This is a genomic window from Phenylobacterium sp. FG114, from assembly GCF_057809855.1.
On record NZ_JBMDKU010000001.1, the window covers coordinates 388,830 to 400,987 of the forward strand.

Below are 12,158 nucleotides of genomic sequence, written 5' to 3' on the forward strand. Positions count from 1 at the left end.
ATCCGATGACCGACATCCTCGCCCGCTACGAAAACGACCGGCAGCGCCTGCTCGAGGCCAACGGCGGCTACGACATCACCGCCCAGCACGACGCCTGCGGCGTGGGCCTGGTCTGCGCCATCGACGGCAAGCCGCGCCGCGAGGTGGTCGAACTGGCCATCCGCGCGCTGAAGGCCGTCTGGCACCGGGGCGCCGTGGACGCCGACGGCAAGACAGGCGACGGCGCCGGCGTGCTGGTCAGCGTCCCGCAGGACTTCTTCGCGGCCCACGTGGAGCGGATCGGCCACGTCGTGCGCCCGGGCCCGATCGCCGTCGGCCAGGTTTTCCTGCCGCGCGTGGACCTGGCCGCGCAGGAGGCCGCCCGGACCATCGTGGAAAGCGAAGTGCTGCGCTTCGGCTTCTACATCTACGGCTGGCGGCAGGTGCCCACCGACACCTCGGTGATCGGCGAGAAGGCCAACGCCACCCGCCCCGAGATCGAACAGATCATGCTGAGCCCGCCACGGGGCATGGACGGCGAGGCGCTGGAGCGCGCGCTGTTCCTGTGCCGCAAGCGGATCGAGAAGCGCGTCGCCCAGGCCAACATCCAGCACTTCTACATCTGCTCGCTGTCGGCGCGGGCCCTGATCTACAAGGGCATGTTCCTGGCCGAGAGCATCGACGCCTTCTATCCCGACCTGACCGACCCGCGGTTCCAGGCGGCGGTGGCGATCTTCCACCAGCGCTATTCCACCAACACCTTCCCGGAATGGCGGCTGGCCCAGCCGTTCCGGATGCTGGCCCACAACGGCGAGATCAACACGCTGAAGGGCAACGTCAACTGGATGAAGAGCCACGAGATCCGCATGGCGGCGTCGGCGTTCGGCGACTACCAGGACGACATCAAGCCGGTGATCCAGCCGGGCGTTTCGGATTCCGCCGCTCTCGACAACACCTTCGAGGTGCTGGTGCGCGCCGGCCGCGACGCACCGATGGCCAAGACGCTGCTGATCCCGGAAGCGTGGAACACGCGCTCCGCCGAGCAGATGAAGCCCGCACACCGGGCGCTCTATTCCTACTGCAACGCCGTGATGGAGCCGTGGGACGGCCCGGCGGCGGTCTGCGCCAGCGACGGCCGCTGGGTGGTGGCCGGGAAGGACCGCAACGGCCTGCGCCCGCTCCGCGTGGCCCAGACCTCGGACGGCCTGCTGATCGTGGGCTCCGAGGCCGGCATGTGCCGGGTGGAAGAGAGCCGCATCGTGCGCAAGGCGCACATCGAGCCCGGCCGGATGCTCGCCATCGATCTCAACGAGGGCAAGCTCTACGACGAGGAGGCGATCCTCGACCGCCTGGCCAACCAGCATCCCTATGACCGCTGGCTCGGCAACATGGTCGACCTGGAGGAGAAGATCGGGCCCGGGCCCGAGCCGCGCCTCTACGCCCGCGAAGAACTGGTGCGCCGCCAGGCCGCCGCCGGCATCACCCTGGAGGACCTCGAGCTGATCCTGGCCCCCATGGTCGAGGACGCCAAGGAGGCCGTGGGCTCGATGGGCGACGACACGCCGCTGGCGGTGCTGTCGGACGGCTATCGCCCGCTCAGCCACTTCTTCCGCCAGAACTTCAGCCAAGTGACCAACCCGCCGATCGACTCGCTGCGCGAGACGGCGGTGATGAGCCTGAAGACCCGGTTCAAGAACCTGGGCAACATCCTGGCCGAGAACGAGACCCAGGCCGACGTCTTCGTGATGGAAAGCCCGGTCCTGACCACGGGCATGTACCAGCGCGTGATCGAGGTGATCGGCGAGAAGAACGTCGCCCAGATCGACTGCACCATGCCAATCCCGGCCGATGGCGCCCGTGGCGGCGACGCCCTGCGCGCCAACCTGGACCGCATCCGCGCCGAGGCCGAGGAGGCCGCCCTGCGCGGCTGCTCGACCATCGTGCTGAGCGACATGGGCGCCGGCCCCGACCGGGTGGCCCTGCCGATGATCCTGGCCACCGGCGGCGTCCACGCCTGGCTGGTGGGCAAGGGCCTGCGCTCGTACGTCTCGATCATCGTGCGCTCGGCCGAGTGCCTCGACACCCACGCCTATGCGGTGCTGGTGGGCGTGGGCGCGACGGCGGTGAACGCCTACCTGGCCCAGGAGAGCTACCTGGACCGCCAGGAGCGGGGCCTGACCGGCGAGCTGTCGCTGCGCGAGCTGTGCCTGAACCACAAGAAGGCGGTCGAAGGCGGCCTGCTCAAGATCATCTCGAAGATGGGGATCTCGGTGATCTCCTCGTACCGCGGGGGCTATAACTTCGAAGCCGTCGGCCTGTCGCGCAGCCTGGTGGCCGAGTTCTTCCCCGGCATGCCGTCGCGCATCTCGGGCATCGGCCTCGCCGGGATCGAGGCCAAGTCGGTCGAGCTGCACCGCAAGGCCTGGGATCCGGCGGCGGTCAGCCTGCCGGTGGGCGGCTTCTACAAGGCGCGCCGGAGCGGCGAGGCTCACGCCTTCGAGGCGCGGATGATCCACACGCTGCAGCGCGCCTGCGACACCGGCGACTACCAGGTCTACAAGCGCTTCTCGCACGGCATGCGCACCTTGCCGGCCATCCAGCTGCGCGACCTGCTCGACATCCGCGCCGACGCCAAGGCCGCGCCGCTGGAAGAGGTCGAGAGCGTCAACGAGATCCGCAAGCGGTTTCTGACACCCGGCATGAGCATGGGCGCCTTGGCCCCCGAGGCCCACGGGGTGCTGAACATCGCCATGAACCGGATCGGCGCGAAGAGCGTCTCCGGCGAGGGCGGCGAGGACCGCAGCCGCTATCAGCCGCTGCCGAACGGCGACAATCCCAACTCGGCGGTGAAGCAGATCGCCTCGGGCCGGTTCGGCGTGACCGCCGAGTACCTGAACCAGTGCCGCGAGATCGAGATCAAGGTCAGCCAGGGCGCCAAGCCCGGCGAGGGCGGGCAACTCCCTGGATTCAAGGTGACGGAGCTGATTGCACGTCTGCGCCACGCGACGCCGGGGGTGATGCTGATCAGCCCGCCGCCGCACCACGACATCTACTCGATCGAGGACCTGGCCCAGCTCATCTACGACCTGAAGCAGATCAACCCGGACGCGCGGGTGACGGTGAAGCTGGTCGCGATGACCGGCATCGGCGCGATCGCGGCGGGGGTGGCGAAGGCCAAGGCCGACGTGATCCTGATCTCGGGGAACGTGGGCGGCACGGGCGCCTCGCCGCAGACCTCGATCAAGTACGCGGGCGGCCCGTGGGAAATGGGACTCTCCGAGGCTCACCAGGTGCTGACCCTCAACAACCTGCGCCACTTCGTGAGGCTGCGCACCGACGGCGGGATCCGCACCGGTCGCGACGTCGTGATAGCGGCGATGCTGGGCGCCGAGGAGTTCGGAATCGGCACCGCCAGCCTGATCGCCATGGGCTGCATTATGGTGCGCCAGTGCCACTCCAACACCTGCCCGGTGGGGGTCTGCACCCAGGACGAGGGGCTGCGCTCCAAGTTCACCGGCACGCCCGAGAAGGTGATCAACCTCTTCACGTTCATCGCCGAGGAGGTGCGCGAGATCCTGGCCAAGATCGGGGCCCGCTCGCTGCAGGACGTCATCGGCCGCACCGACCTTCTGATGCAGGTCAGCCGCGGCGGCGAGCACCTGGACGACCTCGACCTGAACCCGCTGCTGGTGAAGGCCGACCCCGGCCTCAACAAGCCCTTCTGCACGATCGACGGGCGCAACGAGGTGCCCGACACCCTCGACGCCCAGATCGTCCGCGACGCGGCGCCCATGCTGGAACGCGGCGAGAAGATGCAGCTCACCTACACGGTGCAGAACACCGCGCGCGCCATCGGCACGCGGACGTCCTCGCACATGGTGCGCACGTTCGGCATGGACGGCCTGCAGCCCGGCCACCTCACCGTCCAGCTCAAGGGCTCGGCGGGCCAGAGCCTGGGCGCCTTCGCAGTGCAGGGTCTGCGCCTGGAGGTGACGGGCGAGGCCAACGACTACGTCGGCAAGGGGCTGTCGGGCGCGACCATCGTGATCAAGCCAGCCCCCCAGATCACCCAGCCGCACCGCAACGCCATCATCGGCAACACGGTGCTGTACGGCGCGACCTCAGGGCGGCTGTTCGCGGCGGGGCTGGCTGGCGAGCGGTTCGCCGTGCGCAACTCAGGCGCCACGACGGTCATCGAGGGCTGCGGCGCCAACGGGCTGGAGTATATGACCGGCGGTACGGCGGTGATCCTGGGGCGGGTCGGCTTCAACTTCGCCGCCGGGATGACGGGTGGGATGGCGTTCGTGCACGATCCCGAGGGCGTCTTCCACCGCGCGCTCAATGCCGAGAGCGTGGTCGTCTGCCGGGTGTCGAGCGCGCACTGGCAGGGCGTCCTGAAGAAGCTGGTCGAGGAGCACCAGAAGGAGACCGGCTCAGCGCTCGCGCTCGACCTGCTCCGCAACTGGGACCTGGCGCTCGAGCACTTCTGGCAGGTCTGCCCGAAGGAGATGGTCGGCCGACTGGACCACGCCCTGGAGGCCGAGGAGCGGGTGCACGAGCGGGCCTAGGTCACTTCCGGCTCCGGCCCCACGTAGCGCGCCCGCGGACGGATCAGCGAATCCGTCTGGCCCTGTTCGATGGCGTGGGCGATCCAGCCGGCGCAGCGGGCCACGCTGAAGAGGGCGAAGGGCGCATCGGCCGGGAGCCGCAGGGCCTCGCAGGCGGCGATGAGTGTGAAGTCGACGTTCGGATCGAGCCCGGTCACCGCCTTCACTGCGGCCTGCAGCCGGGCCAGGTCCGGCGGTGGCGTGAACCGTTCCAGCAGCGCCGCGGCCCGCGGATCGCCGTCGGGATAGAGGTTGTGGCCAAAGCCGGGCAGGGCGCGGTCGTCGGTCAGCCGGCTGGCGATGGCCTCGCGCGGGCCGAGCTGGGCGGCTTCGGCCGCGAACTTCGCCACCGCCGCCGTCGCGCCGCCGTGGCGTGGACCCGACAGCGTCGCTAGGCCGGCCAGGGCGGAGGCGGCCAGCGAGGCGCCCGTCGAGGCCGCGACGCGGGCCGAGAAGGCCGAGGCGTTCAGTTCGTGGTCGGCCACCAGCACCAGGATGCGGCGGATGAGGTCGGCGCCCGGCCCGCCCGGCCCCTGCCCCCAGGCCAGCGCGAGGCGGTTGTGGATCGCCCCGCCGCCCACCTCGCCTGCGATGGCGTCGGTCAGGACATCCAGCAGCGTCGCCGCCTCGACGGCCAGCGCCAGTGGCGCACGCCCCCGGGCGGGCGGATCGACCGCGGCCCTCTGGGCGAGCGCCAGATAGGCCCGTGTGCGCATGTCAGCGCCGGGCGGCGGTTTCGGGCGGTCGGTGCGCTTGAGCGCCGCGCCATGGCCGCCGCGCAGGAGGCGGGCGACCGACTCCAGCGTCTCGGTCTCGGCCAGGCGGATGGCGTCGCGCCCCCGGTAGAACAGCCGCCCGCCGCTGACCGTGGTGATGGCGGACGACAGGACCGGTTCGCCCCAGTTGATGGCGCCCGCCGCGACTTCGGAAACCTTGCGGCTGCGCGACTTGCGCTGGACCAGGGCGGCGATGTCGGCCGAGCGGTAGAGGCTGCGGCGCGGGTCGCCGGGATCGGGCCGCACGCTGACCCGCCCGCGACTGACGTAGGCGTAGAGCGTCTGCGGGCGCACGCCCAGGCGGGCCTGGGCTTCCTCGGCGGCGATCCAATCGGTCTGCGTCATCGCTGAGTTCTATATATTGATCATATTGATCAAGATTGACGGTATTATCGTGGAGGCATTTCTGGTCGCCAGCAAGAGATTTGGAGACCTGAGATGTCCGATGGCCTTGAAGGCGTCGTCGCCGCTGAAACCGTCCTGTCCGAAGTCGATGGCGCCGCCGGTGTCCTGATCGTCCGCGGCCACTCGCTGGACGAGTTGGCCGGTCGCACGACCTATGAGCAGGTGGTCGCCCTTCTGTTCGGCGGCTTCTATCCCGACCTGCCCGCCGATGTGCGCGCAGCCCTCGGGGCCGCACGCGCGGAGGTGTTCGCCGAGGTTTCGGCCCTGGACACCGGCCTGCTGGACCGGACGCCGATCGAGGCGATGCGTGCGCTGACCGCCCGGCTCGCCGACGGCGACGACATCGCCACGGCGTTCCGGCTGCTGGCCGCGCCGGCAGTGTTCACGGCGGCGGTGGTCCGTGCCCAGGCCGGCGAGGCGCCGGTTGCGCCCGATCCGTCGCTCAGCCACGCCGCCGACATCCTGCGGATGCTGCGGGGCGCGCCGGCGTCGAAGGCCGAGGCCGACGCGCTGGACACCTATCTCGTCACCGTCGCCGACCACGGCCTCAACGCCTCGACCTTCGCCGCCCGGGTGGTGGCCTCGACGCGGGCCGGTCTGGGCTCTGCGGTGCTGGCGGGGATCAGTGCGTTGAAGGGCCCGCTGCACGGCGGCGCGCCGGGACCGGTGATCGAGATGCTGGACGAGATCGGCGAACCTGGGAACGCGCGAACCTGGATCGAGGCGGCGCTGGCGCGCGGGGACCGGCTCATGGGCTTCGGCCACCGGGTCTACAAGGTGCGCGACCCGCGCGCCGACGCGCTGAAGACCGCGGTGCGCTGGCTGGACGCGCGCCAGGGCCGGCTCGAGTTCGCCGAGGCGGTGGAGGCCGCCGCCCTGGCCATCCTGCGCGAGCACAAGCCGAACCGGTCGCTCGAGACCAACGTGGAATTCTATACGGCCCTCCTGCTGGAGGCGCTCGACTTCCCGCCGAGCGCCTTCACCTGCGTCTTCGCCATGGGCCGCGTCGCGGGCTGGCTGGCGCATGCGCGGGAGCAGCTCGCCGGCGGCCGCCTCATCCGCCCGTCCAGCGTCTATATCGGGCCGATGCCGAAAAAGGCGGCGTGATCTATAGGTGGGGCGATGACCTCGCCCCGCCTCACCGCCGCCGAGACCGCCGCGCTCACGCGGCGGGTCACCCTGCTGTCCGTCGCCACGGCCGCCGTGCTGGTGACCATCAAGTTCGCGGCGTGGCTCGCGTCGGGATCGACGGCGTTGCTGGCGTCCATGGCCGATTCGGGTCTGGACCTGGTCGCTTCTCTCGTCACCGCCTACGCCGTTCGCTACGCGGCGGTCCCACCGGACGCTGAGCACCGGTTCGGGCACGGCAAGGCCGAGGCCTTCGCCAGCCTGATGCAGGCCGGGCTGGTCTTCGCTTCGGCGGCGCTGGTCGCACGGGAAGCCGTCGGCGATTTCGCCGCGCCGCATCCCTTGCGCCAGGAGGGTTGGGCGGTGGCGGTCATGATCGTCTCCACCTTGCTGACGGGCGTCCTGATCGCGGCCCAGACCCGGGTGCTGCGGCAGACCCAGTCGGTCGCCGTCTCGGGCGACCGTGCGCATTACGCGACCGACTTGGCCTCGAACCTGATCGCTTTGGTCGGCATCGCCGTATCCGCCTGGCTGGGCGTGAACGGCTTCGACGCCGCGGCCGCGCTCGCGGTGGCGGCCCTGCTGCTATGGGGCGCCGTCGGGGTGTTTCGCGAGGCGTCCAGTCAGCTCATGGACCGCGAACTGCCCGACGCCGACCGCGTCCAGATCGTGGCCTTGGCCACCGCGGATCCGCGGCTTACTGACGTCCACCAGCTGCGCACGCGCGCGTCGGGGCCATATATCCACATGCAGATGCACGCCGACCTGGATCCGCAACTGACGCTGGAAGCCGCCCACGAAGTGATCGTGGCGGCCGAGAAGCGTATCCTGGAGGCCTTCCCCGCCGCCGACATCATCATCCACGCCGATCCGCGTGGGCGCGCGGAACCGCACGGCGGCGCATTCGCTGAATCCACAGCCGCTTCAACGCAGTAAACGACCCGTTAAGCCCGTGGGCGTCTGTTGGCGTTCCAACGATTCGCCTACGAGGCGGGCCACCGTCCGTACATGCCGCCATGACCGTCGAACGCACCCTGCATCACTTCCCGCTCGATCCGGCCTCGCGGCAGGTGCGCCTTGCGCTCGGCGAGAAGCGGCTGCCGTTCGCCGAGGTCTCGGTGCGCTATTGGGAGCGGCCGCGCGAACTGACCAAGATGAACCCGTCCGGCATGATCCCGGTGCTGGTCGAGGCCGAAGAGGGCCGGCCGCCGCTGGTGCTGTGCGAACCGCGGGCGATCCTGGACCACCTGGAAGAGACCTACGCCGATCCGCCGCTGTTCGCCCCCCGCGACCCGGCCGAGCGGGCCGAGGCGCGGCGGCTGATCAGCTGGTTCGAGGGCAAGTTCGCCTTCGAGGCCGGCGGCTACATCCTGCACGAGAAGATCGAGAAGCGGTTGCTGGGCCTGGGAGCTCCTGAACTGGCGAACCTGCGCCAGGGTAAGGAAGCGCTGAAGAACCACCTGTTCATGCTCGACGGCCTGCTCCAGGCGCGGGAGTGGCTGGCGGGCAAGCGGATGTCGATGGCCGATTTCGCCGCCGCCGCCCATTTCTCGGTTATCGACTATTTCGGGGACATGCCCTGGCGCGAGTTCCCCGCCGTGAAGACGTGGTACATGAAGATGAAGTCCCGGCCGGCCTTCCGGCCGCTGCTGCAGGATCGCTGGCCGGGGCTGCACCCGGCCGGGCACTATGACGACCTCGACTTCTGACACGACCGAGCTGATCCGCGCCGAAGCTCTCAAGCTCGGCTTCGACCTCTGCGGCTTCACCGACATCGACGAGGCCTGGCCGGCGGCCGGGCGTCTGGCGGAATTCGTCGACGCCGGACGGCACGGCGAGATGGGCTGGATGGCCGAGACGGTCGAGCGCCGTCGCCATCCGCGCGCGATGTGGGCCGACGCCCGCTCGGCGATCCTGCTGGGCGTGAACTACGGCCCCGACGGCGATCCGCTGGAGATCCTTGGGCATCCCGACAGGGCCGCGATCAGCGTCTACGCCCAGGGCGACGACTACCACGACCTGATCAAGAGCCGGCTGAAGGCCCTGGCCCGCTGGCTGCAGGCGCGTTTCGGCGGCGAACTGAAGGTGTTCGTCGACACCGCGCCGCTGCTGGAAAAGCCGCTGGCCGAGCGCGCCGGCCTGGGTTGGCAGGGCAAGCACACCAACCTGGTCAGCCGCGAATTTGGATCGTGGCTGTTCCTGGGGTCGATCCTGACGACGCTGGAGCTCGCCCCCGACGCCCGCGAGGCGGGCGGCTGCGGGACCTGCCAGGCCTGCCTCGACGTCTGCCCGACGAAGGCCTTCCCCGCGCCCTACCAGCTGGATGCGCGGCGGTGCATCTCGTACCTGACCATAGAGCTGAAGGGGCCGATCCCGCGCGAGTTCCGGCCGTTGCTGGGCAACCGCATCTACGGCTGCGACGACTGCTTGGCGGTCTGCCCGTGGAACAAGTTCGCCCGCGCCGGGCGCGAGCAGAAGCTGGCGGCGCGGGAGGCGCTGAAGGCGCCTTCCTTGGCCGAACTGAGCCGGCTGGACGACCCGTCGTTCCGGGCGCTGTTCTCCAAGAGCCCGGTCAAGCGGATCGGCCGAGACCGCTTCTTGCGCAACGTGCTGTACGCGATCGGGAACTCGGGCGATCCGGCGCTGGCGGCGGATGCGGAACGCCTGGCGGCCGATCCGGCGCCGGTGGTGCGGGGCGCGGCCGCCTGGGCGCTGTCGCGACTGGACCCGCAGGCTTTCCAAAGAATTTGCAACGCGCGATGTCGAAACGAGCCAGATCCGGACGTCCTTGAGGAATGGTCGGTCCAAGACCCTTGAGGCAGGATCGATCCGTGAGGACCAATCCGTGAGGGGAGACGAACGCATGGCCGAGGGTTCCAGCCTAACGCCCGCCGCGGTCCTGGTGCGAAACCAGGCCGCCCGCCAGCCAAACGAAAGCGCCGAATATCGCGAGGCTCGCAACGCCCTGATGGTCGAGGAGATCGAGTTGCGCCGGCAGATCGCCCGCGTCGCCGCGATGCGCCGCGACCTGCCGCCCGGCGGCGAGGTGAAGGGAGACTACCAGTTCTTGGGCGAGAGCAGCACGGTGCGGGGTTCCGGCCCCGTCGGCATCGATGCGCTGTTTGGGGATAAGGACACGCTATTCGTCTACAACTGGATGTACGGGCCCAAGCGGGTGCGGCCGTGCCCGATGTGCACCGCGCTGCTGAGCTGCCTGGACGGCAACACCGACCATCTGCGCCAGCGCATTGCGGTGGCCATAGTGGGCCAGTCTCCGATCGAGCGGCAGATCGCCTTCAAGGTCGAGCGCGGCTGGAGGAACCTGCCGATGTTCCAGGACGTCAACGGCAAGTTCAGCGAAGACTATGCCGGGCTGACGGCAGACAGCGTCGACACCGCCGCCGAAAACATCTTCACCCGCCGCGACGGGGTGATCCGGCACTTCTGGGCCGCAGAGGCGGGCTCCGCCACGGCCGACCCCGGCCAGGATCCGACGACGGCGCCCGACCTGATGACGCTGTGGAACGTGCTGGACCTGACGCCGGAGGGCCGTGGGACCGACTGGTACCCGAAGCTCAGCTACTAGAACCCGACGTCGCCCAGGTCCTTCACGCGCGGCAGCTTGGTGTCCTTGTCGGAGAGCTGCGGCTCGCCGTCGAGCGGCCAGGAGATGTTCAGGTCGGGGTCGTTCCAGATGACGCCGCCTTCCTCGGTCGGCGCGTAGAGGTTGTCGACCTTGTAGAAGATCTCGCATTCGGCGGTCAGCGTGCAGTAGCCGTGGGCGAAACCGCGCGGCACCCAGAGCTGCTCACCACCCTCAGCGGTCAGCTCGGCGCTGACCGACTGGCCGTAGGTCGGCGAGCCCTTCCGCAGGTCCACCACCACGTCGAAGATCGCGCCCGTCAGGGCCCGGATCAGCTTGCCCTGGGCCGTCGCCCCCTTCTGGAAGTGCAGGCCGCGGATGATGCCCTTTTTGGAGCTGTAGGCCTGGTTGTCCTGGACGAAGGTGGTGTCTGCCGCCGTGCCGGCCAGGGCCTTCTGGCTCCACGTCTCGGAGAACCAGCCCCGCGCATCGCCATGGCGCTTCGGCGTGATAAGCAGGACGTCGGGAATGGCGAGCGGCGTGATCGTCATGTTGATCCAGATGATGCGGGTATGGCTGTCGCATGGCGCAGCAAAGGGGCGATGACAAGGCCGAACACCCGCAGATCACCGTCTGCGTGATCGCCTACAACTCAGGGCCGACGCTCCGCGCGTGCCTCGAGCACCTGGGCGCCCAGACGTTCCGCGATTTCGAGGCGCTGGTGATCGACAACGCCTCGCCCGATCCGGGCGACGCAGCCATTGCCGCCGAGTTCCCGTGGGCCCGCCTGATCCGCAACGACCGGAACCTGGGTTTCACCGGCGCCGGCAATCAGGGCGCACGCGAAGGCCAAGGCCGCTGGTATGTGCTGCTGAACCCCGACGCCTTTGCCCAGCCGGACTGGCTGGCGAAGCTTGTGGCGGCGTCGGAGCGGCATCCGCGGGTGTCGTCGTTCACCTCGCGCCAGATGGTTGAGGGGGAACCGGGGCTGCTGGACGGCCTGGGCGACGTGATGAGCATCACGGGCATCCCCTATCGCGGTGGGTATCTGAACCCCGACGATGGGACGGCGCGCGAAGGCGAGGTGTTCAGCCCGTGCGGTGCGGCGATGATGATCGATCGGAAGCTGTTTCTGGCTCTTGGCGGCTTCGATGAGGACTTCTTCTGCTACGGCGAGGACGTGGACCTGGGCTACCGGCTGCAGCTCGCGGACGAGCCGACCCTGCTGGTCCCCGACGCCACCATCCACCACGTCGGGTCGGCCTCTTCCGGTGGCCGCAAGTCGGAGTTCGCCGTCTTCCACGGCACGCGCAACCGCTTCTGGGTGCTGTTCAAGAACACCCCGGCGCTGCTGCTGCCACTGGTGGTTCCACTGCACCTGGCGGCGCTGGTGCTGATCTACCTGAAGAAGGACAACCGGCCGCATATCCGGCTGATCCTGAGGGCGGTCAGGGCGGCGTTCGCCGGGGCGCCCAGGATGTTCCGCACCCGGGCGAGGGTGCAGCAACTGCGGACGGCGTCGCTGGGCCAGGTGGCCGGGGCGATGACCTGGGATCCGCGGGACTTGTCGCGGCGCAGGCCGGTGATCCGGCCGCTGAGGGCCTCGGCGCGCTGAACCCCCTCTCGCTTCGCGAGCTCCCCCAGAGGGGGAGCATCTATGGCGCCCTAGGTCCTCCCCCT

At 69.5% G+C, this 12,158-nt stretch carries 9 protein-coding genes; 7 read left to right on the forward strand and 2 right to left on the reverse strand.

Annotated elements, in window-relative coordinates; translation table 11 throughout:
• Window positions 1–5 precede the first annotated feature (5 nt).
• On the forward strand, window positions 6–4,547 hold the full coding sequence (gene gltB, locus ACODSY_RS01995; RefSeq protein WP_488949949.1) for a glutamate synthase large subunit: 4,542 nt from the start codon (window positions 6–8) through the stop codon (window positions 4,545–4,547).
• Here the strand turns inward: gltB and ACODSY_RS02000 are convergent.
• Complete coding sequence (locus ACODSY_RS02000) at window positions 4,544–5,707, reverse strand: citrate/2-methylcitrate synthase (protein ID WP_488949950.1); 1,164 nt, start codon at window positions 5,705–5,707, stop codon at window positions 4,544–4,546. The two genes, gltB and ACODSY_RS02000, sit on opposite strands and share 4 nt — an antisense overlap.
• A gap of 93 nt (window positions 5,708–5,800) precedes the next feature.
• On the opposite strand from ACODSY_RS02000, the gene ACODSY_RS02005 reads away from it, so the two are divergent.
• From ACODSY_RS02005 to ACODSY_RS02025, 5 genes are all read left to right on the forward strand, one after another.
• The gene (locus ACODSY_RS02005; RefSeq protein WP_488949951.1) at window positions 5,801–6,874 is read left to right on the forward strand and encodes a citrate synthase/methylcitrate synthase; all 1,074 of its coding nucleotides are present in this window, start codon (window positions 5,801–5,803) and stop codon (window positions 6,872–6,874) included.
• Window positions 6,875–6,889: 15 nt separating this feature from the next.
• Window positions 6,890–7,831 carry a cation diffusion facilitator family transporter gene (locus tag ACODSY_RS02010; RefSeq protein WP_488949952.1) on the forward strand — a complete coding sequence of 314 codons (942 nt, stop codon included), beginning with the start codon at window positions 6,890–6,892 and terminating at the stop codon, window positions 7,829–7,831.
• An 80-nt stretch (window positions 7,832–7,911) separates the two neighbouring features.
• Window positions 7,912–8,604, forward strand: a complete 693-nt coding sequence (fzlA, locus tag ACODSY_RS02015) for an FtsZ-binding protein FzlA (protein ID WP_488949953.1) — start codon at window positions 7,912–7,914, stop codon at window positions 8,602–8,604.
• Window positions 8,585–9,712: a tRNA epoxyqueuosine(34) reductase QueG gene (gene queG, locus ACODSY_RS02020; RefSeq protein ID WP_488949954.1), complete on the forward strand. Its 1,128-nt coding sequence runs from the start codon at window positions 8,585–8,587 to the stop codon at window positions 9,710–9,712. Before fzlA ends, queG begins: the two co-directional genes overlap by 20 nt.
• 46 nt (window positions 9,713–9,758) lie before the next feature.
• The gene (locus tag ACODSY_RS02025) at window positions 9,759–10,481 is read left to right on the forward strand and encodes a DUF899 family protein (protein WP_488949955.1); all 723 of its coding nucleotides are present in this window, start codon (window positions 9,759–9,761) and stop codon (window positions 10,479–10,481) included.
• Here the strand turns inward: ACODSY_RS02025 and rfbC are convergent.
• Window positions 10,478–11,029, reverse strand: coding sequence for a dTDP-4-dehydrorhamnose 3,5-epimerase (gene rfbC / locus ACODSY_RS02030; RefSeq protein ID WP_488949956.1), 552 nt, complete (start codon window positions 11,027–11,029; stop codon window positions 10,478–10,480). The genes ACODSY_RS02025 and rfbC overlap by 4 nt on opposite strands.
• 32 nt (window positions 11,030–11,061) lie before the next feature.
• Here rfbC and ACODSY_RS02035 point away from each other — a divergent pair, with 32 nt between their 5' ends.
• Window positions 11,062–12,093 (forward strand): glycosyltransferase family 2 protein, encoded by a 1,032-nt coding sequence (locus ACODSY_RS02035; RefSeq protein WP_488949957.1) that lies wholly within the window; start codon window positions 11,062–11,064, stop codon window positions 12,091–12,093.
• Window positions 12,094–12,158 lie beyond the last annotated feature (65 nt).

Excerpts from the sequence above, each read along its gene's own strand:
- gltB (WP_488949949.1), top strand. The coding sequence starts at position 6 with ATGACCGACATCCTCGCCCGCTACGAAAACGACCGGCAGCGCCTGCTC.
- ACODSY_RS02025 (WP_488949955.1), top strand. The coding sequence starts at position 9,759 with ATGGCCGAGGGTTCCAGCCTAACGCCCGCCGCGGTCCTGGTGCGAAAC.
- fzlA (WP_488949953.1), top strand. The coding sequence starts at position 7,912 with ATGACCGTCGAACGCACCCTGCATCACTTCCCGCTCGATCCGGCCTCG.
- ACODSY_RS02010 (WP_488949952.1), top strand. The coding sequence starts at position 6,890 with ATGACCTCGCCCCGCCTCACCGCCGCCGAGACCGCCGCGCTCACGCGG.
- queG (WP_488949954.1), top strand. The coding sequence starts at position 8,585 with ATGACGACCTCGACTTCTGACACGACCGAGCTGATCCGCGCCGAAGCT.
- ACODSY_RS02005 (WP_488949951.1), top strand. The coding sequence starts at position 5,801 with ATGTCCGATGGCCTTGAAGGCGTCGTCGCCGCTGAAACCGTCCTGTCC.
- ACODSY_RS02035 (WP_488949957.1), top strand. The coding sequence starts at position 11,062 with ATGGCGCAGCAAAGGGGCGATGACAAGGCCGAACACCCGCAGATCACC.
- rfbC (WP_488949956.1), bottom strand. The coding sequence starts at position 11,029 with ATGACGATCACGCCGCTCGCCATTCCCGACGTCCTGCTTATCACGCCG.
- ACODSY_RS02000 (WP_488949950.1), bottom strand. The coding sequence starts at position 5,707 with ATGACGCAGACCGATTGGATCGCCGCCGAGGAAGCCCAGGCCCGCCTG.